This window comes from Thermoflavimicrobium dichotomicum, from assembly GCF_900114055.1.
Lineage (GTDB): Bacteria > Bacillota > Bacilli > Thermoactinomycetales > Thermoactinomycetaceae > Thermoflavimicrobium > Thermoflavimicrobium dichotomicum.
The window spans coordinates 1-22,040 of record NZ_FORR01000009.1; the positions used below are offsets into that span (position 1 = coordinate 1).

Below are 22,040 nucleotides of genomic sequence, written 5' to 3' on the forward strand. Positions count from 1 at the left end.
TTCTCCACCAGTTGTCTATCAGCTACGAGGCGACTTGGCTCTTACCTCGGTTGGACTTTCACCAACTAGCAATTAACGGCTTGCTGGGCACACAGGCAAAAAAAAATCCGGTAGAAACCCACCGAATTTCATTATTTATCGATATTGATAGAGATGAAAAATGCTTTCCCGAATCCATTCCAAATCATCTTCGTAAACGGTTTTTGCTTCTGTATTTGCATTCATTTCAGAGCCACAATTCTCACAGCGATATTCGAATTCCTTTTCTTTCAATTTATGATTCATGGTATCTCCCCCTCCTGTCATATGACAAATACACATGATTTTTATCGAATTCATATTCAATTTCCACTTATCTGTTCTATTCTTATTGTAATACACCATCATTATTTTTGCAACTGTTATATCACAACTTTTGTATAAAAAAAACATCCTTTTCATTCGAAAGGATGTCAGCTTATTAACAATGTTTTCGTTATATGCCGGTTTTCCTTTTCAAGCAAAAGTCGTTCAACTGGAAAAGGAAAACCGGACTTGTCAACAGCTTCGATGCCCACACCGATTGCTCAATGGGTTCAGATTCGATCAATACTTCACCAGAGAAATAATGTCTAATCCTTTCAGTTTCTCTCGTCCTTGTAAATAGGTAAGCTCAATGAGGAAAGCAGCACCTACCACTTCTCCCTGGAGCTTTTGAACCAGATTCATGGTTGCGCCAATCGTTCCACCTGTCGCCAGTAAATCATCGGCAATCAATACTTTTTGTCCTGGCTGAATGGCATCTTTATGAATGGCTAAAACATCTTTTCCATATTCCAAACCATAACTTTCTTCGATGGTTTCAGCCGGTAATTTTCCTTTTTTGCGTACAGGAACAAAACCGACTCCCAAGGCAGTAGCCAATGGGGCAGCCACTACAAATCCCCGTGCTTCTGGCCCTACAATCAGATCAATTTCTTTCCCTTTCAATTGTTCGATCATGCTGTCAATCGCTGCTTTATAGGCTTTACCATCTTTTAGAAGTGTAGTAATATCTTTAAAACGAATGCCCGGCTGCGGAAAATCCTGAATGACTCTGATCTTTTCTTTGAAATCCATTGTCAGTTCCTCCAATTTGCCAACTAGATTGAACAAATGCAAATAAATAGTCACACAGTTCACGGTAAGAGGAATAAACAAGCTTTTGAAATACCTCTTCTTTTGCTAACTGCTTTTGATAAAGTTGCGAGTTTTCCAATGGCTGCTTGACTGGATTGGGAACAACTACAATATTCCCCTGTTGTATATTAATAAATTTCAATTCCTCAAACACTGAAATGATAAAGGAAAGAGAGCGTTTTGACAATCCCATAACTCGACTTAAAGCAGGTAAATGCCGGACAGAATGAATCGATTTTTTACTGAGCAACAATTTATATAGCTGTTTAAAATGGTCACGCGTTGGCATTTTTACCAAGAGATCTTCAAAATCAGTATCTCCATAGACGAAATACAAACGTTCTGCATGTTGAATCTGGGCAAAAAATTGTTGAAATCGTTCCATAGAAGGTGGGGGATCCACTAAAGCAAAATAAGGAGCACTTTTTACTTTTTCTTCCCACCCGTCTGTTTTAATCTCATCCCACAACAGCTCACGTCCATCAGGAATTTCATTCCATCTTTTCTGGCAAATGAACAAGCAGTTCCGATCCTTTAACTTGGATACATATTCCTTTCTTGAACGATTACTTCGCCAGTCAAAGATCTGCAGATGTGGAATCATCAAGTCACGTAAAATCAGTTGAGGTGAGCGTTTCCCGTTCCATTCATTCATCTGCAGTTCACCTAAAATACTGACACGCGCATTTTCAGCAATTTCTTCAGCCAGCTCCGCCTGACGAAATCCCACTACATCCAGTGTTCTCCCATCGACATTCAACTGCAAGCGTAAATGATTTCGATCCACTCCCATGCGTTGCATACGGGAGATACGTGCATCCCTCACAACAAAATGAGGAGTTGGATTTCCTATTCCGTACGGCTCAAGTGCTTGCAATTTGTCCACGAAGCTGACCGTAATCTCTTCCAGCTTCAGTTCATCATCCACCGTTGTGATAGGAATATAGTCTTCATCTGTCAGCCATTCCGAAGCAAGCAAAGAGCATTTTTGATGAAAGGATGGGATATTCTCTTTTTTTAATGCCATCCCTGCCGCCATAACATGCCCGCCAAAGTGCTCCAAAAACTCCTGACAATGAGTCAAAGCCTGATACATATCAAAACCGACAATGCTACGCGCCGAGCCTTTTGCCATTCCTGTTTCTTCATCGATACCAAGGACAATGGCAGGACGATAATACTTTTCCACTAATCGGGAGGCTACAATTCCGATAACTCCCACATTCCAGCCTTCTTTTGCTACAACAATCACATAGCGATGCTGTTCGGGATTGTTTTCTACTTGCTCGATCGCTTCTTGCGTAATTTGATCAACTAACTGTTGTCTTTCCCGATTCATTATATTCAATTCTTCCGCCATTCGACGGGCTTCTTCCCAATGATCCGATAACATTAATTCAACCGCCAGATTGGCAGAATCAAGCCGTCCGCTTGCATTGATTCGTGGTCCTAACGAAAAACCAACATGCCCCGCTGTTACTTCTCCATCAATCCCCGATACTTCAAGTAATGCAGTAATTCCCACATGTTCACGTTGATTCATCCGTTTGAGTCCCAGGCTGGCGATCACCCGGTTCTCATCTACCAATGGGACCAAGTCCGCAATCGTGCCCAAAGCGACGATCTCCAACCATTCCTCAGGGATTCTACCGAGTAGAGCGGTTGCCAGCTTAAAGGCCACCCCCACTCCTGCCAGCATATCAAAAGGGTATGGACATCCCGGCTTTTTCGGATTCAGAATGGCCAAAGCTTCAGGTAAAGTGGGTGGGGGCTCATGGTGATCGGTAATAATCAAGTCCAAACCCAATGACTTGGCAAAAGCCGCTTCTTCTACAGCACTAATCCCTGTATCAACCGTTACGATTAATTGTACTCCCTGATCGGCTGCTTGTTGCAAAGCATCTTTATTTAAGCCATAGCCTTCCCGAAAACGATTGGGAATATAGTAATCTACATGGGCCTGAAGATGGCGAAACAGCTTCATCATCAAACTGGTACTGCTCACACCATCTGCATCATAATCTCCATAAACCCAAATCTTTTCCTGTCTTTCTATCGCACGACGAATCCGTCCAACCGCTTGCTCCATCCCATCTAACAAAAAAGGATCATGAAGATCTGTCAGGGAAGGAGATAAAAAGTGACGTGCCGCCTCTGGTTCAGCGATTCCACGCCGAACTAGCAAGCGGGCTATCGATGGATGAATATCTAGCTCTTTGGACAAACGCTGGACTTGTTCATCATTGACGCTATCCACTTGCCAGCGCGTTTTCGAACGCAACATAATGCCGTTCACCTCGCTTTGCGCTATTCATTATAGCACAAACTGGGATCCGTTTTTCTGTAAAAAAAAAGCCGTACTTGGATACGGCTTATGCAACATTCATGGTGAACCGTGAACCGGAATGGATTTGTCAACAACTCATTCCGCCACAGCTGTTTCTCTCGCTCGATCATTTTCTCCCTGCATGGATTTCCATTTCCAACCGATCCAAATTTGGCTGGCAATGAAAATGGATGAATAAGCGCCCGAAACCAGTCCAAACAGGAGAGCGAGCGAAAAGTTACGAATACTTTCTCCTCCCAATATACACAGAGCCAATGCACCAAATACGACGGTGATAACGGTATTGATAGAACGAACAAGAGTTTGTCCAATACTGGTATTGACGACTTCAACCAGTTCTTCCCATTTTTTTGGCTTCATCGCATCCAAATTTTCACGAATGCGGTCGAAGATCACGATGGTATCATTAACGGAATAACCGACAATCGTCAATATCGCTGCTATAAACGTAAGGTCTACTTCCAATTGGAAAATAGAGAACAAACTGATCGTAAATAACGCATCGTAGAATAATGCAATAATCGCCGACACAGCAAAACGGTATTCAAACCGCAATGCCACATAAACAATAATACCGAGCGAAGCAATCAAAACAGCATAGAATGCATTTTTGGCAATCTCTTTTCCAATAATCGGATCAACGGTTTGTTCCTGCACATGAGGAGTCATCTGAAAGGTTTGCTTTAACCTCTCAGCAATCCGATCAACATCTGCCTTCTCTAACTTTTTATCGACACGAACAATTAAAATGTTATTGTTATTACCACCCAGACGTGCATTGGGGTTTTCATAACCCAAATCACTTAATTCCTTTTTGGCTTTTTCCAGATCAATCGTTTTGGCAAATTGAAAGTCGAGCCGAGTTCCGCTGACAAAATCAATTCCCAAATTCAATCCTTGAACAAAAAGGGAAATGACCCCGATTAAAATGGTAATGGCAGAGATGAGGAAGAACATTTTTCTGCGATTAACAAAATCAATTCTATAAGTCACTAATCTCATCCTCTCTTACACCAAACAAGGTCGGACGGTTGACCATATTGGAACGGACTAACAGGTAAATCAATAAACGCGAAAGACCGACAGCGGTTAAAAAGCTTACCAGGATTCCAGCGATCAAAGACACAGAGAAACCTTTAACACTTGCTGTCCCAAAGATAAAAAGAACCACTGCAGCAATGATGGTCGTAATGTTGGAGTCGAAAATGGTCAAGAATGATCTTTTGGAACCAGCTCGTACGGCTGCTGACACACTTCGTCCGACTCGAATTTCCTCTTTGATCCGCTCACTTGTAATGATATTGGCATCCACTGCCATACCAATTCCCAAAATAAAGGCAGCAATTCCTGGCAGAGTCAAAGTGACATCTAACACATAGAACGTAACCAATACCAAGTAAGAATAAACAATCAAGGTAATCACTGCAATCAAGCCTGGCAGACGATAATAGCCAATAACAAAGATAAAGATGGCCAACACGGCTATCACACCTGCTTCCAGGCTATCACGCAACGACTTGGCACCCAAACTGGCATCGACTGCATAACTTTGCTTTTCAACCAGCTTGATTGGAACAGCCCCAGCATTGAGCAGATCCACCAATTCCTGTGCCTCTTCTACCGTCCGCTGACCCGTAATCTGGGCATTTCCTCCAGCGATCGGCTCTTGAACTACAGGTGCGCTAAGCTGTTGATTGTCGAGATAAATAGGGATCGGATGTCCCACATATTTTCTCGTAATCTCCTCAAACTTTTTCGCATCTTTCAGCTTGATCGTAACCACTGGTTGATTGGCTTGATCATAATCCAATTTGGCTCCACCTTCTTGCAAATCTTTTCCCCTTAATAAAATTTGTTTACCAGATGGATCACGGAAGGTGAGTTCAGCCTGTTTGCCTAAAAGTTCACGTGCTTTCTTTTGATCTTTAACTCCTGCCAATTGGACACGAATGCGATTGGTTCCTTCAATGGTAATGTCCGGTTCTGCTACTCCGAGTACGTCAATCCGTTTACGGATAGCTTCTTGCGTATCGTTCAAGATTTGAGGTGTTACCTTTTGGCCAGGTGCCGCTTCATATAACACCTCAAAGCCACCTTGCAAGTCCAGACCAAGTGTAATCCCTTTTACAATCACACTGGTCGTTGCTGCAATGATAGCAAACATGGCAATTAGCAGTACCACAAATAATACGAATTTGGACTTACGAGCTCTCATTCTCTGTAGCGCAAGAGCCTTATTTTAGTTGGCTCTTTTCATTGCGCTTTGCCCCTCCTTTATTTGTCTTATCTGAAAATCATTTCAAGTTTTGCAGCATTCGATCTCTTTGATTGTGATGTGGATAAACCATCAGGTCATCACGCTTAATTATCCCAACTAAAAAAGTTCATGTCAATTTTCAAATTAGTAAAGAAACAAAGCCATCAGTCCAGAACTGATGGCTTCTTCTTTATTGATCTTTATAGACGCTAAGCATCAGCCAGTTCATGAAGCGATTGGCTTTCAAAGAAAGAATATCATTTACCAAGCGATTTAATCGTGGCCAACCACGACGATAGTTCTCAGATACACAAGCCCAAATCTGTTCACCTGTCACATTTTCATATCCATACATCCGAAATTCTTCCGCTTTACTATTGCATAAATCTTCAATGGCTTGCATTAATTCACGATCACGGAGCAATTCTACTTCAGGCTGTCTTCTTTGTAAGCGACTGACTGATCTAAGATTTCCATGTCTCATCCTAAAACACCTCCCTATTTATAGATAAAATGTTTCTTTCGATTTTTGTTAACGATTTTCCTTTCAAAGCTCCATGTATTTTTCTGTCATGGTTAAGCAGGACAAGGCATACGCTGGTATCAACAACCTATTTCAAGGAGGAGAGGGAATGAGCAAAAACAGTTTTTTATATGGAACACTGGTTTTAGTTGGTGCAGGGTTCATTACCAAAGTACTTGGTTTTGTTTATCGGATTGCTCTTTCCCGTATTATTGGTGCAGAAGGTATGGGATTGTTCCAAATGGCATTTCCCATTTTAATTTTTTTTATGGTTGTCACAACAGTCGGCTTACCTGTAGCCATCTCCAAACTTGTATCAGAAGCAGCTGCCAAAAACGAAGAACATCGGATCCGTTCCATTCTTATTGTATCAATAATAATTGTAACATTCACGAGTATTCTTTTTACCAGTTTGATTTTGTTTTTTTCTCCCGTGATCGCCAATTTCCTGTTAACGGATGAACGGGCGATTTATGCTCTCTTGTCCATCGCTCCCATTATTCCGATCATCTCCATATCATCCATTTTTCGTGGTTACTTTCAAGGGAAACAACACATGAATCCCTATGCATTATCAACCATTATCGAACAGCTTGTACGTATCTTTACCGTCCTGTTTCTGGCGCAATATCTTTTACCATTAGGCATTGAATATGCTGCCGCCGGTGCGATGATCGGTATGGTTATTGGGGAATTTACGGGCATGCTTTATCTGATTTATTCATTTAAAAAAGATCCTCATCGCCCACTCATCCGACCGGCTCTCAAAATAAAAAAAGCATTACAAGGAAAAATGATATGGAAGACATGCAAAGATTTATTGCGAATCGGATTACCTGTCACAGCAAGTCGCTTGGTTGGCTCACTATCTTACGCCATTGAACCGATTGTTGTAGCTCAAAGTCTAGCCATCGCTGGAATTGCAACTACAACAGCTACAGCGTTATACGGGCAATTGGAAGGAATGGCGATCCCGCTTGTTTTCTTCCCGTCTTTTATCACTTACGCACTCTCTGTATCACTTGTTCCTGCAATCAGTGAGGCTGCTGCTCAAAATAACTCAACCCTTGTGACACATCGTCTCGAACAAGCCGTTCGGCTGTCTTTGATTGTTGGCGCCCCCTGTGCCATTATGATCTTTGTATTGGCAGAGCCGTTGTCCCTTTTATTATATCACCAAACAGACGTGGCACATCTGATGAAAATTATGGCCCCATTCGCCATCTTTTTATATCTGCAAGGTCCCCTGGCTTCTGTACTGCAAGGCTTGGATCAAGCAAGTGTAGCGATGAAAAATTCCATTTGGGGAGCGATCGTCAAAACGCTTTTGATTTTTATTCTCGCTTCCCAACCGCAACTCGGGATCGATGGTGTAGCGATCGCTGTGAATGGTGGAATGATTATGGTTACCACACTTCATTTCATCAGCATAGCCCGAATCATACCGCTAACCATTTATTTTAGGGATCTGCTAAAATTAGCAATTGCTCTTGTCGCCATGGGAGGCGTTTTACATCAGGTCATGAATTTGGATCACCTGTCCCTGTTTCTACGCGTCATCCTTTCATTTACAAGCAGCTTGGGCGTTTATCTGATTCTCTTGATCTTTTTGTCGCTCATCCGAAAAAATGATTTGGTTCGCATTCCTTATTTGGGAAAATGGATTACCCGTATCTTTCTTCACTAATTCTTCGGTTTTCGATGGCCTTCTACATATAATTTTCCTTTGCTATCGACGGAGGCAAAAAAAACATCCTTAAATTGATGATACCCTTGTTTTTTCAGTTCTTTTTTCAGCCAAAAGCGATTGAACCCAACCGAACTCAGCTCTTTATCTTGCACCTCTCCGTCCAGAATAACAGGAACCGGCAAAGAAAAGGGTTTTAAAGGATGATTTAAAGTAATATCTTCTTTTCGAAATTCGTGTCCAAAATCGCTAATCCTCTCAACTGGTTTACATGATGAGCCCTAGGACTGTGGTGAATCTTTTGTTACAGGTTTTTTCTCTTCTTTAGGAAAAACACTTAATTTTCCAGAAGTTTCCAATATAGCAAATTCTACATCTGCTACATTGGCAATATTTTTATCTCTTAGTTGCATGAGCAAATCATCCATATTATAGCGATGTTTTGCCATTGCTTCGGGTTGAATTTTTCCATTTTTAATAATGATGGTAGGATCCCCATCCACGATCTGCCTGGCTTTTCTACTCTTCAATAAGACAATGGACATCAAGATTTGTAAACCCACGAGTAACGCAATCGGAAAAGCACTTGCCATCACTGGTAACTTGTGGTCTTCTATCACGGTTGCTGAGAGATCTGCAATCATCAAAGAGACAATCAAATCAAAAATGGATAATTTACCGATTTCACGTTTTCCCATTAATCGTAACATCAATAACAAAAAGAAATACATGAAAAGGGTGCGAAAGAAAATCGTCCACCAATCCACACGTTTTTCTTCCTTTCCTTGTTAGATCGTTACCTTTATTTTTACCAATGCCCCCTTTTTTATCCGATCATACAAATCTGAGCCGTTTCATACCATGTACCATAACCTAAAAGGAGGACATGGCATGAAAGGATCTGTTTATTCCAAGCTGAAGTACAAACTTTCATCCCCTTGGATTGCCGGACAACTGGCCATTTGGTTCATGGTATTTCTCTTATCTCTCATTTCAGCGCTACTTGTTACCTATTCCTCTCTCAAAACCAGTTCCTTGACTCAAATGGCCTATGCCATGAATGGGATTGCCCTCTTTGCCGGTGGATATACAGCTGGCAAAAAGGCAGGGAGAAAAGGATGGTATTTTGGAGGATTGCAAGGGTGTATCTATAGTTTGCTTCTCATTCTCATTGCCTTTCTCGGTTTTGATATATCCGTTCAATCACATGCGATTCTTTTTATAGGTACTGCCTTTCTGATTAGCGCCGTGGGAGGGATCCTGGGTGTTAATCTGAAAAAGTAGGACTAAAAAAGACACCTTTCATTTCAAAAAGGTGTCTTTATCAAATATATGCCTATGAAACCTGTTTTTTTGCTTCTTCATTCAGTTTTGCAAATTCCTCATTAAAACGATGCAAAAAGGCCTGTTTATCCTCTGTTTGCGCATATTCCTTAGGATCTAGGGGTTGACCGATAAGAACCAGGATTTTTTTACGCCGAAACAGGTCACGAAAGCGGATCGCAGGAGGTCCTACATAAATGGCAGGAACCAGTGGAACTTTTGCTTTTTCTGATAAAAACACAGCGCCACGTTTGAGTGGGACTTCTTCTTGTGTCCTGGTTCCGCTCGGAAAAATTCCCACAACTTCCCCGTTTCTTAATAAGCGAATCGGGACTTTCAACGAACTGGGCCCTGGATTATCGCGATCCACAGGAAAGCTTTTTAATTTACTTAAAAACCAAGCAACAAAACGATTCGTAAATAATTCTTTTTTCGCCATATAGTTAACTTGATAGGGCAATATTCCGATCGCCAGGGATAAAATATCTAACCATCCTGTATGATTGCAAGCAATAACAAATCCACCCGAAGCAGGCAGATTTTCCCTACCTACCACTTTAAACCGATAAAACAACTTTAAAAAAGTGGAAACAATAACAGCTGCAAACCGATACATATCAACCACCTGTCAGTCCATATTTAGCTGACCTTTAGGTCGGAAAAAGAGTCCCTGCCAAGTGAGGGACTCTTTGCTTGGGGGAATATTTCAAGGAAAAAACTATTCAGCCTTTGCCACTGACTCTTCTTTTTTCTCTTCTTTCTTGTTTTCTGCTTCTTTCTTTTCTTTCTTCTCTTCCGGTTTGGTTGATGCCGCATCTGCATTCAATACGGCGTTAATCGCAGAACGCTCAAAAACCAAACGAGTATTGTCACTTACTTTCAAGGTTACTTTGTCTTCCGTCAGGTCAACAATTGAGCCATGCAGTCCGCCGATGGTTACGACTTTATCTCCTTTTTTCAAGGATGCCAACATCATGTTTCGTTCTTTTTGTCTTTTTTGTTGTGGACGGATTAACAAGAAGTAGAAAACGACCAGCAACAAGACTGGAAAAATAAAGGATTGCAATGCTTGAACATTCATGGACAAGTACCTCCTCATATTCATTAAAAAGCAGACTGTGGAGTAAGAGAACCATAGTATTGAAGCATAAATTCATCTCGAAAATCCAACAATCGGTCCTCACGGATCGCTTGCCGTATTTTCTCCATCAGTCTCAGAAGAAAATACAGATTGTGATAAGTGGTAAGTCGAATTCCCAATGTCTCATCTGCCTTAATCAAATGACGCAAATAAGCTCGGGTGTAATTCCGACAAGTATAACAATCACAGGCAGGATCCAATGGGGTAAAGTCACGTGCGAACTTCGCATTCCGGATCACCAGACGCCCTTGACTGGTCATCGTGGTTCCATTGCGTGCGATCCGTGTCGGGAGTACACAGTCAAACATATCAATACCATGAATGACCCCATGAATCAATGCATCTGGAGAACCCACTCCCATCAGATAGCGTGGCTTATCTTTGGGGAGAAGTGGAGTTGTATAGGATAACACCTCATACATTAACTCTTTGGGTTCCCCGACACTGAGTCCTCCGACCGCATAACCAGGCAGGTCCAATTCCACCAACTGCTTGGCGCTCCGCTCGCGCAAATCCTGATACATGCCTCCCTGGACAATCCCAAACAAGGCTTGCTCATCCGGTCGCTGGTGTGCCTCTATACAACGCTTCGCCCAACGATATGTACGTTCTGTCGATTCTTCGACATATTCACGTTCAGCCGGATAAGGCGGACATTCATCAAATGCCATCATAATGTCTGATCCGAGTGCATTCTGGATCTCCATCGCTTTTTCCGGACTGATAAACAATTTTTCACCACTTAGATGCGAGCGAAACGTTACCCCTTCTTCTGTGATATTTCTGAACTGGCTGAGGCTAAATACCTGGAAGCCTCCACTATCAGTCAGGATCGCCCGATCCCAGTTCATGAACGAGTGTAAACCACCCGCTTCTTTGACGATCTCATGGCCTGGTCGCAGAAAAAGATGGTAAGTATTGCTTAAAATAATCTGAGCCCCCATCTCTTTCAATTCTTCAGGACTCATCGTCTTTACTGTTGCTTGTGTTCCGACCGGCATGAAAATGGGGGTATCAATCGTTCCATGTGGTGTATGTATACGCCCCAATCGGGCACCGGACTGCTTACATTCCTTGATCAGTTCATACCGAATAGCCAAAGATGCTTCCCCCTATTGTTATCCATTATACAAAATCGCTGTTGGTCTCTGCTACCCCATTATAGTCAGGAATGACAGACAGACACAAGTTTTTAAAGAATCAACATGCAATCACCAAAGCTAAAAAACCGATAGCGATGTTTAATCGCTTCTTGATAAGCATGAAGAATCAGTTCTCGTGAACTGAAAGCACTCACAAGCATTAACAGAGTAGACTGTGGTAAATGAAAGTTCGTCAGCAAACCATCAATGACCTGAAACTGATAGCCTGGATAAATAAAAATATCCGTCCACCCACTCGAAGCACGAATTTCGCCACCAAAACGCCCCGCCACGGTTTCAAGTGTTCGAACAGAGGTCGTTCCTACAGCAATCACACGTCCTCCACACTGTTTCGCTTCCTGAATTGTACGTGCTGTTTCTTCACTAACCTCATAATACTCCGCATGCATCTGATGCTCTTCAACTCGTTCCACTGTCACAGGCCGAAATGTTCCCAATCCTACATGCAAGGTAATAAATACGACATGAACCCCTTTGTTCCTGATTTCCTCCAAAATCTCTTCTGTAAAATGCAATCCGGCTGTTGGAGCTGCTGCTGAACCAATGACTCTTGAAAAAACCGTTTGGTAACGCTCTGGATCATCTAACTGCTCATGGATATAAGGTGGAAGAGGCATTTGACCCAATTCATGAAATAACGCCTCTATATCATTGCCTTCATATTGCAAGCGAAAAATGCGTCCACCAGCCACTTCCGTCTTTTCTTCAGCAATGGCCTGAAGCTGTCCATTTCCAAAGGTAATGACCGTTCCTTCCTGTACCCTTTTTGCGGGCTTTACGAGCGCTTCCCAACGATCTTCTCCCAGTGGCTTCAGTAGCAGCAGTTCAATTTTTGCCCCCGTTTGCTCTTTGATTCCAATCAACCGTGCTGGACGAACCCGACTATCATTGAGTACGAGTACATCTCCCGGTTTCAATTGATGAACGATCTCAGGAAATTGGGTATGTGTAATTTCTTCCGCCGCACGATTGACAATCATTAAGCGAGAACTGGCCCGGTCTTTATTCGGTTTTTGCGCAATTAATTCTTTTGGTAAATCAAAGTCAAAGAGTGATACGTCCATCGTTTGCCTCCAATCCATTCTTTTTGATGTTCTACCTGTTTCGACCGCAAAAAAGAAAACGCCCGTTTTAACGAAACAGGCGAAATAAATAGACAAGCAAAGACATGATCAGGCTAATCACAATACAGGTTACAATCGGAAAATAAAATTTCACATTCTCTCTTTCAATGACGATATCTCCAGGCAATTTTCCAAGTGGAATCCATTTGCCTCCCATTTGCCACAACAAGCCGATCACAATCAAAACAGCACCAATGATAATGAAGAACTTTGCCACTGGATTCATTTCGGCCACTCCACTCCAAAATGTTGGCAACATTTCATCGTAACCATTCGACCACGTGGCGTTCGCTGCAAAAAGCCGATCTGCATCAGATACGGCTCATATACATCCTCTACGGTATGTGGCTCTTCACCAATGACTGCAGCCAAGGTATCCAGACCCACTGGTCCACCCCGAAAATTTTCAATAATCGCTTTTAACAAGCGATGATCCACATGATCTAATCCCAGTTTGTCCACCTGGATGCGATCTAATGCATAACGCGCGGCTTCTCCGGTAATAATGCCGTCACCTTCAACTTGCACAAAATCCCGAACACGTTTGAGCAAACGATTGGCAATCCGTGGTGTCCCACGAGCTCTTGAAGCAATTTCTACTGCTCCCTCTTCATAAATCCCCACTTGCAGGAGATCAGCCGAACGCATCACAATCAACGTTAACTCTTCGACAGTATAATACTCCAAGCGACTCACTACACCAAATCGGTCCCGTAACGGTGAAGAAAGCGAACCTGCTCGTGTGGTTGCTCCCACCAGAGTAAAAGGAGGCAAGTCAATCCGTACCGATCGGGCACTGGGCCCTTTTCCAATGACGATATCCAGCGCAAAATCTTCCATCGCTGGATATAGCACTTCTTCTACAGAACGATTCAAACGATGAATTTCATCAATAAACAAAAGATCGTACGGTTGTAAATTCGTCAAAATGGCTGCCAAATCCCCAGGGCGCTCGATAGCTGGACCAGAAGTGGCACGAATATTTACTCCCAATTCATTTGCAATAATATGAGAAAGGGTGGTTTTTCCGAGGCCTGGCGGGCCATATAACAGCACATGATCCAATGCCTCTTTACGCATTTTGGCCGCTTCTATATAAATTTTCAGATTCTCTTTTGCCTGTGTTTGCCCAATGTACTCACTCAGATACCGAGGGCGCAAACTAAATTCGACCGTCTCATCCTCCGCTGCCATCTTCGCAGAGATGATCCGTCCCTCCATATGCGACCCTCCCTATCTTTTCATCGAAATTTGCAAAGCCCGTCGAATCCATTCTTCCGTGGATAAAGATTCGCTGGCAGATGCTTTGGCTTCTTCAGCAAACTGCTTCGCTTCTTCTTCAGTATAGCCTAACCCTAAAAGGGCATCAATGACATCTTGCTGATCATCAAAGGAACCAACGGAAACATCGGAGGGGGATACACTTGACAGTAATCCAAGCCTTGATTCCCAACCCATTTTCTTCAATTTATCCTTTAAGTCGAGAACAATCCGTGCAGCCGTTTTCTTACCGATCCCCGGCAAACGAGTGAGAAATTTTACATCTTCCGTTTGTATCGCCATAATCACTTGGCGTAGATCACCGCTTGCAATCATCGCCAGTCCCGCTTTTGGACCAATCCCAGATACTTCAAGCAATAACCGAAAAAAATCCCGTTCGTCCTTGTTACTAAAACCATACAGCAAATGAGCATCTTCTCTCACAATCAAATGAGTAAAAAGCTCAATGATCTCTTCATTTTTAAACCGAAAGGGGTTCGGTACAAAAACCTGATACCCCACTCCGTGAACATCTACCACAACGTAGTCACTTTCTACATAAACCACTCTTCCCTTTACCCAGTCTATCATCGCTCTCCCCCTCTCAATCCACGTATTGCCTGGGATGAATGGGCTTCGCAAATGGCAATGGCTAACGCATCTGCCACATCATCCGGCTTGGGGATCCGGGGTAAAGCCAATAATGCCTTTACCATTTCCTGTACCTGTCGTTTTTCCGCTTGCCCATATCCGACCACTGCCATCTTCACCTGTAAGGGTGTATATTCTGATATCTCGACACCTGCTTCTTCTGCAGCCAACATAATGACACCACGGGCTTGTCCAACCGTAAAAGCAGTCGTCACATTCCGATTGAAAAACAATTTCTCAATCGCCATTACATCAGGTTGAAATTCCTTAAACAGATGAGTCAATGCATCATAAATCTGTTTCAGACGAGTTGCTGTGGAAAGTTTCGATTCCGTTTGGATACTCCCATATTCAATCGGTTTAAGTACATTCCCCTGTTGATCCAAAATCGCAAAGCCGACAATGGCAATGCCTGGATCAATCCCCATAATTCGCACGTGCTTCTTCCTTTCTCCAAGCGAACACTTATTCCGCATTTTTTCATTATAACACATGAACAACCAGATCGCTTGATCCTTTTTTTTCGTAAGCGTTGTGCTTTGGGGCGAGCATATACGATGATTCTGGTTCTCTTATTTTTTCTCTTTACCCTGTTCTTTTTCTTTGCGAAATCGCAAGTTCATCTGTTTTAAATCCTCTTCTGTTGTGGATTGTGCGAAAATAAGCAGTTCCTTACTTAACTCTCGCACATGTTTGAGTGACATCATGGTTCCATCTTGCAAGCGAACACCAATCCCCTTTGTCATGGGAATTAATTCAATATGTCCAAAATATTTTTTATCGGGGTGATCATAATATTTTTTATATTCCTGTACAAGCAGTTCTCGAAGTGGGGTCATATCTTTTTCAACCCGTTCCAGTCGATTGTACAAATGCTCCAGATCTACCTCATTATCCTCATTCAGGTCAATCAAACCTGCATTCATCATTTCTTCCAGCATGGCAATAATTTTGTCTTCCTTGAACCCTGTAATATCTTCAATCGTTTCGATATCATCATATTGAATAAAGGTATGTAAAAGAACATACTGCTGATGGTTTAATCCCAAGTGTCTATGATATCGAAGTAATTTTTTGCTCAGTCTTGCGATTAACTGTTCATTTGAAATAGTACTCATCATTGATACCCTCTTTCCCCGTATTCTTTCATTCAACCATTTTATTCTAATCATAAAGCATGTTTTAGAATTTGACTATTGTGTGAACAACATAAAAATCCCCTTCTTTTTGACAAAGAAGGGAATTCCGAATGTTAGTGGATATCTTTCTTCTTAAAACGTCCTCCACGAACATCATGAATCGTGCCAATCGCCAAAAAGGCATCAGGATCAATTTCTTCTACAATGGACTTGAGCTTGGCTTCCTCCAAACGTGTCACGATGCAAAAAATCACTTTCCTTATGCTTCCTGTATAAGCTCCCTCGCCGTTGAGATAAGTAACGCCCCGTCCCAAGCGATAAAGGACTGCTTCGCCAATTTTCTCATGTTTTTCGCTAATAATCCACACCGATTTGGTTTCATCAAAACCTTCAATGGTAATATCGATGACTTTGAATGCGACAAAATAAGCGATTAATGAATACATAGCCCGATCCCAGTCAAATATGAATCCGGCGCTCCCCAAAATAAACACGTTAAAAAACATCACGATTTGCCCGACAGAAAATGGCAGTCTTTTCGTAAACAGGATGGCCAATACTTCTGTTCCGTCTAATGATCCACCATAGCGAATGACCAGACCAACCCCGATCCCCAAGATAATTCCACCAAAAACAGCAGCCAGGAGAAGATTTTCTGTTACCTTCGGGAAAGAATGAAGATAAGCGGTTCCAAGTGACATGGTTGTGACACCAAGTAAGGTGGAAAGAGCAAAAGTTTTACCAATTTGTTTATATCCAAATAAAAAGAATGGAATATTCAGCAAGAATAAGAAAATTCCTAATTTCCACTTCGTGAGATAAGAAAGAATAATGGAGATACCCACAATCCCACCATCAATGACTTGATTGGGTACCATGAATAATTCCAATCCAACCGATACCAGCAAAGCACCCAGGATAATAAAAAACACCCGTTTTACCAATTGGAGAATCGTTAACTTCCTATGTTGCATCTCACTTTGTTCCATTTCCCATATTTTCCTCCTTTCCAGTAAATCTTCCACGACATGAGAATTATAACACATAACCCTCCTATCCAATAAAAATGACCACTACCAGAAAAGTAAATATATTGAAAATCCCCCTTTTATCTTTAAGGGAGATTTTGCTATTCCTATTTTGAAGGAAGAATTGGATCCGCATAAGCTGGAAGCTGGAGCAATTCATCGACTGTTACAAGTTGAAAACCTTGTTGACGCAAAAAATGTATCACTTGTGGCAAGGCATCAAGAGTCCCTTGCAAGCTCTGCCCTCCGCCTGCAGAGTGTAAAAGAACAATATCACCCGAATTCACTTTTTTTCGAATGACATCCATAATCTTGTATGCCGGTCTTTCGGTCCAATCTCTTGTATCCACATTCCAGTAAATAATCGAATAACGGCTATCCTTGATATAATTTTTCAATTGATTACTCATTGCTCCAAAAGGAGGCCGAAAAAAATTAGGTCGAACACCAATTGTTCGATAGATCAGATCCTCTGTAGAACGGATTTCCCATTTCATCCTTTCAGCTGAAAGCTTGGAAAAATCAGCATGATTCCATGAATGATTTCCAATCAGATGTCCTTCCCGAGCAATCCGCTTTAAAACGTCCGGATACTTGTTCGCATTTTTTCCCATGATAAAAAACGTTGCGAGTACCTTTTCACGCTTTAATATATCCAGAATTTTTGTCGTATAATAGTAGTCCGGTCCATCATCAAAGGTGAGTGCAACCCGTTTGGGCCAATTTGCTCCCTTATAATAAATCCAATTTTTTGGTTTTGCCGGGTTGTTTGGCGTTTGACTGGATGGATGCTCCGATAGCTGTATATGATCAGGGGATGATTGCGTGGCTTCTCCGTCACGGTAAACGATCGCACTTGCCAAACTTTGTGACCTGGTACTTTCTTCCCATGCTCCCTCTTTTTTGAGTGCGCAACCGGAAAAAAACAGGCTCGCCACAAATATCGCCATCACTACTCTCATATGATTCACTCCTATCTTTCACTAGTATGACTGATCACCTCCATTTCCTTGCATTTATATCCAAACAAAAAAACCTCGCTTTATTTTGTAATTTTTTATTATCCATCCTAAAAAAGGAAAGTCGAATTATCGCAATCGTCACCATTCCAAAAAGTTGTGATATAATAGTCATTCATTGAAAAATTCCCAGTATAGATACAAAGGAGGAAAACCATGAAGCAAAGGAGACTCTTGTCGATTCTCACCCTCACGAGCATCAGTTTTATTTGGGGAGCTACCTTTGTCCTTTTCTATTTGAACCCTGGCAAAAAATGTGGAGCGCAAATGTATTATTGAATTCAACGGTACTAACTGCTTTAATCATCACAGCCATTTTTGCCACAGCATTTGCCTTTATCGCTCAAACCTATATACAAAAATACGCAACTCCTACCCAAGTTGGCTGATCTTCTCAGAACCCGTATTCGCAGCTTTAACGGACTATGTATGGAATCAAAATGCCATTGGCGGACGAGGTGCAATAATTGGATGTTTGCTCATCCTCTTTGGAATGATTTTAGCCGAAATCGAACTTCCAAAGTGGTTCAAACACAAAAACAAGTTTATTAAAGGTTGATTAAAAATGAATAAAGGGACTTTTTCCATATAAAATGGTTTTATCTTTTTTTTTGATAAAGCATTGAGAACAAGATGGAAAATAGCCCCATTCATATATTTTCATTTCTATTCAAAATATTTATTAAATAAATAAGAAACCATCATTCCTTTTTCCATTACATGACCTGTTTTTCTTCAATAAATCGATACAACATCTTGGTCAAAAAATAATGGAACCGGTCACCATCATCCTTCAAATCCCTTTCGGTCATCGTAAAACGATATTTCTTTTCGGTCATCAATCCTTTTACACGCTTGTCCACTTGCAAAATAAAGTCTCCATTTCCCAAATAAGTAATGGCAAATTCACTGAGATAAAAATGGTATGGATAAGGAATGCCAAATTTATATTCCTGATAAAACGGGCAATCGAGAGAATAGTCCATCCAATTGGTATTCATCCAAATAAGAGGAAAGCCCATGCGCGTCAATACTTGAAAGACCGTTTCCACATAAGGGTGCGGCAAAATTTCGATGACATCGTCATCCCGAAACGTACAAGATTGATGAATGTATAATTGCGTTTTTAAATAAACAGAAAAGCGATTGGCAAAACTGATGGGCATCATTTCTGGAACCTGTATCGAGAAAGGAAGAATTCTTGATTCTTTGGGTGTCAAACAAACTTGTTCACACACTTGAACCTTCTGCCAAATCGTTTGTGTTTTTTTGGATCCCAAACGATTTTCCACTACCAAGCTTATATTCATACCACGGACAATCTGTTCACACAATCCTCCTTCCAAATTTATATACCCCTTGATAACCTCACCTTGACGAAATTGCGTTTTCTCCAAAAGCGTATCCGCTTTGGCACTCCCCATTAAAACAGTAGCAACTACATGATTATACATAGATGTATCTCCTTCCATAGATGTTATTTTATTACTATTTTAATGTTTATTTGGATATTATCAACTATTTTGTCATTTAAAATAAAAAATCCCTTGATCAAGACAGTCAAGGGATAAAGTTTGTTGACAAAGTTTTCGTTATATACCGGTTTTCCTTTTCCGTTCCACTCCCGCTCAATAAATACTAGCAAGAAGTCGTTCAACTGGAAAAGGAAAACCAGGTTTATAGAGCGGCCTCGATTACTTGATTAACTGATTTTCCTAAACATATCTTGCCAACTCGTCATCGTCTATATCGAAATTGGTATACACATTTTGTACATCATCATGATCTTCTAGCGCTTCAATCAGATTAAAGACATCTTTAATGATCTCACCTTGGACATGCACTTTATTTGAAGGAATGAAGGTAACTTCTGCTGTGGTAAATGTCAAGCCAGCTTCTTCTAAAGCCTGCTTCACCTCTTCAAATTTTTCCGGTGCCGTCGTTATTTCATAAGCTTTTTCCGTCGTCTCAAAGTCTTCAGCACCGCTCTCCAGTGCCAAAAGGAGTAATTCCTCTTCATCCATATTCACTTCACTTCGGTCAAGCACCAACAATCCTTTGCGTTCAAACATCCAGGATACGCAACCCGTTTCACCGAGGTTTCCACCTCGTTTCGAAAAAATATGCCGAATATCTGCCGCCGTACGGTTACGATTATCGGTTAAGGCTTCAACCATGACAGCAATACCACCTGGGCCATATCCTTCATACGTAATTTGCTCATATTGTTCACTGCTGTTACCACCAGCTGCTTTTTTAATCGCCCGCTCAATATTTTCATTTGGCATATTTTGTGCTTTTGCCTTAGCAATCGCTAAACGGAGCTTCGTATTATTGGCGGGATCCTTATCCCCTTGTTTGGCAGCTACATAAATTTCTCTTGCCAGCTTGGCAAATATTTTTCCTCTGAGCGCATCTTGCCGGCCTTTACGATGTTGGATATTTTTCCATTTGGAATGTCCTGCCACGTTGTTTCACCTCTACCCTCTATTTATAGTCCCCAATCGCGCAAATAACGAAAATCAATGCCTACCGTCCGATTTCCCAATTTTATGATGATCGGTGTAGTCCGTTTGTATTGGTTGCGAGCAATCCGTTTAGCCACTTGCTCAATCAGTTCCTCACGGAACAACGCTTTCAATTGTTCACGTGTATACTGCTGATCAATCATATAATACAACAAAGAATCTACTTCCAAATAGCTAAAGCCCAATTCTGCTTCGTCGGTTTGATTTTCCCATAGATCAGCACTTGGTGGCTTGGTAATGATCTGTTCAGGTACACCGAGATAAGCAGCTAGCTGCCGAACCTGTGTTTTATATAAATCACCCAATGGATTGACCGCTGAAGCAACATCACCAAATTGCGTACCATAACCAAGCAACAGCTCTGTTCGATTGCTTGTACCTACTACAAGCGCTTGATGTGCTGCTGATAAATCATATAGAATACTCATCCGCTCTCGAGCCATTTTATTTCCGCGGCGCAGGGCATCCGCTTCAGGCATGCGTTCAAAGTAGGCATCGATTTGCGGTGTGATATCGATGGTGAATGCCTGGACTCCTGTATCATCAATCGCTGTCTGTGCATCATCCAGACTGGCTGGACTGCTTGTCTTGTATGGCATTCGTACCGCAATTACATTTTCCTTGCCAAAGGCACGAACAGCCAGATAAAGAGAAACAGCAGAATCAATTCCTCCTGACAAACCCAGGATTACACGCTGAAAACCTGCCTTTTCCACTTCTTCACGCAACGTTGTTGTCAAAAGATGGGTGACCAATTCTTCATCCAACCTTAAAAAAGGTGCCTGTTGCAACAGTTCTTCTACCATTTTCATCTATATCAGCCCTTCCCCAGACCGCTTTTTAATAATTCGAGTCAATTCCCGTTGGACCAAATCCATATTTTCATCACGTAAAAGGGGCATTTTAAAACGGGCTTTTCGCACTTTATCCAGATCGATATCAATCACCAATAACTCTTCTTTAAACAGCGAAGCAGTGGATTCGGTTTTCCCAAACGGATCCACAACCGCCGATCCTCCAAAGAAAGTCACTCCATCTTCGGCTCCCACCCGATTGGCAAATGCAATATATAGTCCGTGTAATTGCGCATGATTTTCTAGAATCTGATACCATGAATCTTTCGTGCCCAAACCAGAAGCCTGCATTCCTTTCACCGGAGCATTTGCCAGTACAATAATCATTTCGGCTCCATCATGAGCTAATAGATACGGTGCTGAGACATGCCAGATATCTTCACAAACCAATAGACCAACTTGTCCAAATCGGGTCATAAAACTACGGATCGTCTGCCCTTGTGCAAAATAGCGCGCTTCATCAAACATGCCATATGTAGGTAAATAGACTTTCCGATGGATATATTGAATTTTTTGCTGGCTGGCATACAGTGCAGAATTGAATAATTGGTGTTCAGGACTGTGTTCAACCCAGCCAAACACCAGATCGATATCTGTGGCTTCAGCAACCAGTGCCTGAATTTCTTCTGCCTCACCTTTTCTAGCCACATCGTAGGTAAGATCCAATAAATTGTATCCTGTTAAACTGAGTTCAGGGAATACAAGTACATCTACTTGTTCTTCACGGGCGCGTTGAATCATTTCTCTATGTATTTCCAGGTTCTTGTCTACTCGCCCTAAAACAGGTCTCATTTGTGCTAGTCCGATTCGCATGACTGTGCCTCCTTGCACTTTAACA

General features: G+C 41.8%; 24 protein-coding genes and 1 pseudogene. 3 read left to right on the plus strand and 22 right to left on the minus strand.

What is annotated here, in order from left to right:
• Window positions 1-135: 135 nt before the first annotated feature.
• From BMZ78_RS18780 to BMZ78_RS10165, 6 genes are all read right to left on the minus strand, one after another.
• Window positions 136-285, minus strand: a complete 150-nt coding sequence (locus BMZ78_RS18780; protein ID WP_175482400.1) for a hypothetical protein — start codon at window positions 283-285, stop codon at window positions 136-138.
• A 300-nt stretch (window positions 286-585) separates the two neighbouring features.
• Window positions 586-1,098, minus strand: a complete 513-nt coding sequence (locus BMZ78_RS10150; protein ID WP_093230063.1) for an adenine phosphoribosyltransferase — start codon at window positions 1,096-1,098, stop codon at window positions 586-588.
• Window positions 1,037-3,442 carry a single-stranded-DNA-specific exonuclease RecJ gene (gene recJ, locus BMZ78_RS10155; RefSeq protein ID WP_093230064.1) on the minus strand — a complete coding sequence of 802 codons (2,406 nt, stop codon included), beginning with the start codon at window positions 3,440-3,442 and terminating at the stop codon, window positions 1,037-1,039. The genes BMZ78_RS10150 and recJ overlap by 62 nt, the downstream gene beginning before the upstream one ends.
• Before the next feature lie 138 nt (window positions 3,443-3,580).
• Window positions 3,581-4,498 (minus strand): protein translocase subunit SecF, encoded by a 918-nt coding sequence (gene secF, locus BMZ78_RS18785; RefSeq protein WP_245739811.1) that lies wholly within the window; start codon window positions 4,496-4,498, stop codon window positions 3,581-3,583.
• Window positions 4,488-5,720: a protein translocase subunit SecD gene (secD, locus tag BMZ78_RS18790; RefSeq protein ID WP_175482402.1), complete on the minus strand. Its 1,233-nt coding sequence runs from the start codon at window positions 5,718-5,720 to the stop codon at window positions 4,488-4,490. Before secD ends, secF begins: the two co-directional genes overlap by 11 nt.
• Window positions 5,721-5,952: 232 nt before the next feature.
• The gene (locus BMZ78_RS10165; protein ID WP_093230066.1) at window positions 5,953-6,246 is read right to left on the minus strand and encodes a post-transcriptional regulator; all 294 of its coding nucleotides are present in this window, start codon (window positions 6,244-6,246) and stop codon (window positions 5,953-5,955) included.
• Window positions 6,247-6,394: 148 nt separating this feature from the next.
• On the opposite strand from BMZ78_RS10165, the gene spoVB reads away from it, so the two are divergent.
• Window positions 6,395-7,972, plus strand: a complete 1,578-nt coding sequence (gene spoVB, locus BMZ78_RS10170; protein WP_093230068.1) for a stage V sporulation protein B — start codon at window positions 6,395-6,397, stop codon at window positions 7,970-7,972.
• Here spoVB and BMZ78_RS19480 read toward each other — a convergent pair.
• Window positions 7,969-8,703 (minus strand): annotated as a pseudogene (locus BMZ78_RS19480) (DUF421 domain-containing protein). The gene spoVB and the pseudogene BMZ78_RS19480 sit on opposite strands and share 4 nt — an antisense overlap.
• 160 nt (window positions 8,704-8,863) lie before the next feature.
• Here BMZ78_RS19480 and BMZ78_RS10180 point away from each other — a divergent pair.
• Window positions 8,864-9,256: a TIGR04086 family membrane protein gene (locus tag BMZ78_RS10180; RefSeq protein WP_175482403.1), complete on the plus strand. Its 393-nt coding sequence runs from the start codon at window positions 8,864-8,866 to the stop codon at window positions 9,254-9,256.
• A gap of 52 nt (window positions 9,257-9,308) precedes the next feature.
• Here BMZ78_RS10180 and BMZ78_RS10185 read toward each other — a convergent pair whose 3' ends face one another.
• The 11 genes from BMZ78_RS10185 to BMZ78_RS10235 all read right to left on the minus strand — a co-directional run bounded on the left by BMZ78_RS10185 (window position 9,309) and on the right by BMZ78_RS10235 (window position 17,763).
• Window positions 9,309-9,911 (minus strand): lysophospholipid acyltransferase family protein, encoded by a 603-nt coding sequence (locus tag BMZ78_RS10185; protein ID WP_093230071.1) that lies wholly within the window; start codon window positions 9,909-9,911, stop codon window positions 9,309-9,311.
• A 102-nt stretch (window positions 9,912-10,013) separates the two neighbouring features.
• Complete coding sequence (gene yajC / locus BMZ78_RS10190) at window positions 10,014-10,376, minus strand: preprotein translocase subunit YajC (RefSeq protein ID WP_425263927.1); 363 nt, start codon at window positions 10,374-10,376, stop codon at window positions 10,014-10,016.
• 23 nt (window positions 10,377-10,399) lie between these two features.
• The gene (gene tgt, locus BMZ78_RS10195; RefSeq protein ID WP_093230075.1) at window positions 10,400-11,536 is read right to left on the minus strand and encodes a tRNA guanosine(34) transglycosylase Tgt; all 1,137 of its coding nucleotides are present in this window, start codon (window positions 11,534-11,536) and stop codon (window positions 10,400-10,402) included.
• A gap of 92 nt (window positions 11,537-11,628) precedes the next feature.
• A complete protein-coding gene (gene queA / locus BMZ78_RS10200) occupies window positions 11,629-12,663 on the minus strand; it encodes a tRNA preQ1(34) S-adenosylmethionine ribosyltransferase-isomerase QueA (protein ID WP_093230077.1) in 1,035 nt (344 codons plus the stop codon).
• Window positions 12,664-12,730: 67 nt separating this feature from the next.
• The gene (locus tag BMZ78_RS10205; protein ID WP_093230079.1) at window positions 12,731-12,949 is read right to left on the minus strand and encodes a DUF2905 domain-containing protein; all 219 of its coding nucleotides are present in this window, start codon (window positions 12,947-12,949) and stop codon (window positions 12,731-12,733) included.
• Window positions 12,946-13,944 (minus strand): Holliday junction branch migration DNA helicase RuvB, encoded by a 999-nt coding sequence (ruvB, locus tag BMZ78_RS10210; protein ID WP_093230081.1) that lies wholly within the window; start codon window positions 13,942-13,944, stop codon window positions 12,946-12,948. The genes BMZ78_RS10205 and ruvB overlap by 4 nt, the downstream gene beginning before the upstream one ends.
• Before the next feature lie 12 nt (window positions 13,945-13,956).
• Window positions 13,957-14,574, minus strand: coding sequence for a Holliday junction branch migration protein RuvA (gene ruvA, locus BMZ78_RS10215; protein ID WP_093230083.1), 618 nt, complete (start codon window positions 14,572-14,574; stop codon window positions 13,957-13,959).
• A complete protein-coding gene (gene ruvC / locus BMZ78_RS10220; protein ID WP_093230085.1) occupies window positions 14,571-15,071 on the minus strand; it encodes a crossover junction endodeoxyribonuclease RuvC in 501 nt (166 codons plus the stop codon). Before ruvC ends, ruvA begins: the two co-directional genes overlap by 4 nt.
• 135 nt (window positions 15,072-15,206) lie before the next feature.
• Window positions 15,207-15,755 carry a hypothetical protein gene (locus BMZ78_RS18795; RefSeq protein ID WP_093230087.1) on the minus strand — a complete coding sequence of 183 codons (549 nt, stop codon included), beginning with the start codon at window positions 15,753-15,755 and terminating at the stop codon, window positions 15,207-15,209.
• Between the two features lie 131 nt (window positions 15,756-15,886).
• Window positions 15,887-16,762, minus strand: coding sequence for a YitT family protein (locus tag BMZ78_RS10230; RefSeq protein ID WP_093230253.1), 876 nt, complete (start codon window positions 16,760-16,762; stop codon window positions 15,887-15,889).
• A gap of 146 nt (window positions 16,763-16,908) precedes the next feature.
• Window positions 16,909-17,763, minus strand: coding sequence for a polysaccharide deacetylase family protein (locus tag BMZ78_RS10235; protein ID WP_093230089.1), 855 nt, complete (start codon window positions 17,761-17,763; stop codon window positions 16,909-16,911).
• Window positions 17,764-17,976: 213 nt separating this feature from the next.
• Between BMZ78_RS10235 and BMZ78_RS19365 the strand changes: the two genes are divergently transcribed.
• A complete protein-coding gene (locus BMZ78_RS19365; RefSeq protein ID WP_281244558.1) occupies window positions 17,977-18,099 on the plus strand; it encodes a hypothetical protein in 123 nt (40 codons plus the stop codon).
• Between the two features lie 437 nt (window positions 18,100-18,536).
• Here the strand turns inward: BMZ78_RS19365 and BMZ78_RS10245 are convergent, their stop codons facing one another.
• The 4 genes from BMZ78_RS10245 to BMZ78_RS10260 form a co-directional block, all read right to left on the minus strand.
• The gene (locus BMZ78_RS10245; protein WP_175482404.1) at window positions 18,537-19,274 is read right to left on the minus strand and encodes a sporulation protein; all 738 of its coding nucleotides are present in this window, start codon (window positions 19,272-19,274) and stop codon (window positions 18,537-18,539) included.
• Window positions 19,275-19,535: 261 nt separating this feature from the next.
• Entirely contained in the window at window positions 19,536-20,288 is a 753-nt protein-coding gene (locus BMZ78_RS10250) for a YebC/PmpR family DNA-binding transcriptional regulator (RefSeq protein WP_093230095.1), read from the minus strand.
• A gap of 23 nt (window positions 20,289-20,311) precedes the next feature.
• Window positions 20,312-21,160, minus strand: coding sequence for an NAD+ synthase (locus BMZ78_RS10255; protein WP_245739815.1), 849 nt, complete (start codon window positions 21,158-21,160; stop codon window positions 20,312-20,314).
• Complete coding sequence (locus BMZ78_RS10260) at window positions 21,161-22,015, minus strand: nitrilase-related carbon-nitrogen hydrolase (RefSeq protein ID WP_093230097.1); 855 nt, start codon at window positions 22,013-22,015, stop codon at window positions 21,161-21,163.
• Window positions 22,016-22,040: the final 25 nt, after the last annotated feature.

What these genes read in the sequence shown, in the direction of transcription:
- BMZ78_RS18780 (WP_175482400.1), bottom strand. Translation starts at nt 285, where the DNA reads ATGAATCATAAATTGAAAGAAAAGGAATTCGAATATCGCTGTGAGAAT.
- BMZ78_RS10150 (WP_093230063.1), bottom strand. Translation starts at nt 1,098, where the DNA reads ATGGATTTCAAAGAAAAGATCAGAGTCATTCAGGATTTTCCGCAGCCG.
- recJ (WP_093230064.1), bottom strand. Translation starts at nt 3,442, where the DNA reads ATGTTGCGTTCGAAAACGCGCTGGCAAGTGGATAGCGTCAATGATGAA.
- secD (WP_175482402.1), bottom strand. Translation starts at nt 5,720, where the DNA reads ATGAGAGCTCGTAAGTCCAAATTCGTATTATTTGTGGTACTGCTAATT.
- BMZ78_RS10165 (WP_093230066.1), bottom strand. Translation starts at nt 6,246, where the DNA reads ATGAGACATGGAAATCTTAGATCAGTCAGTCGCTTACAAAGAAGACAG.
- spoVB (WP_093230068.1), top strand. Translation starts at nt 6,395, where the DNA reads ATGAGCAAAAACAGTTTTTTATATGGAACACTGGTTTTAGTTGGTGCA.
- BMZ78_RS10180 (WP_175482403.1), top strand. Translation starts at nt 8,864, where the DNA reads ATGAAAGGATCTGTTTATTCCAAGCTGAAGTACAAACTTTCATCCCCT.
- BMZ78_RS10185 (WP_093230071.1), bottom strand. Translation starts at nt 9,911, where the DNA reads ATGTATCGGTTTGCAGCTGTTATTGTTTCCACTTTTTTAAAGTTGTTT.
- yajC (WP_425263927.1), bottom strand. Translation starts at nt 10,376, where the DNA reads ATGAATGTTCAAGCATTGCAATCCTTTATTTTTCCAGTCTTGTTGCTG.
- queA (WP_093230077.1), bottom strand. Translation starts at nt 12,663, where the DNA reads ATGGACGTATCACTCTTTGACTTTGATTTACCAAAAGAATTAATTGCG.
- BMZ78_RS10205 (WP_093230079.1), bottom strand. Translation starts at nt 12,949, where the DNA reads ATGAATCCAGTGGCAAAGTTCTTCATTATCATTGGTGCTGTTTTGATT.
- ruvB (WP_093230081.1), bottom strand. Translation starts at nt 13,944, where the DNA reads ATGGAGGGACGGATCATCTCTGCGAAGATGGCAGCGGAGGATGAGACG.
- ruvA (WP_093230083.1), bottom strand. Translation starts at nt 14,574, where the DNA reads ATGATAGACTGGGTAAAGGGAAGAGTGGTTTATGTAGAAAGTGACTAC.
- BMZ78_RS18795 (WP_093230087.1), bottom strand. Translation starts at nt 15,755, where the DNA reads ATGATGAGTACTATTTCAAATGAACAGTTAATCGCAAGACTGAGCAAA.
- BMZ78_RS10230 (WP_093230253.1), bottom strand. Translation starts at nt 16,762, where the DNA reads ATGGAACAAAGTGAGATGCAACATAGGAAGTTAACGATTCTCCAATTG.
- BMZ78_RS10235 (WP_093230089.1), bottom strand. Translation starts at nt 17,763, where the DNA reads ATGAGAGTAGTGATGGCGATATTTGTGGCGAGCCTGTTTTTTTCCGGT.
- BMZ78_RS19365 (WP_281244558.1), top strand. Translation starts at nt 17,977, where the DNA reads ATGAAGCAAAGGAGACTCTTGTCGATTCTCACCCTCACGAGCATCAGT.
- BMZ78_RS10245 (WP_175482404.1), bottom strand. Translation starts at nt 19,274, where the DNA reads ATGTATAATCATGTAGTTGCTACTGTTTTAATGGGGAGTGCCAAAGCG.
- BMZ78_RS10255 (WP_245739815.1), bottom strand. Translation starts at nt 21,160, where the DNA reads ATGAAAATGGTAGAAGAACTGTTGCAACAGGCACCTTTTTTAAGGTTG.
- BMZ78_RS10260 (WP_093230097.1), bottom strand. Translation starts at nt 22,015, where the DNA reads ATGCGAATCGGACTAGCACAAATGAGACCTGTTTTAGGGCGAGTAGAC.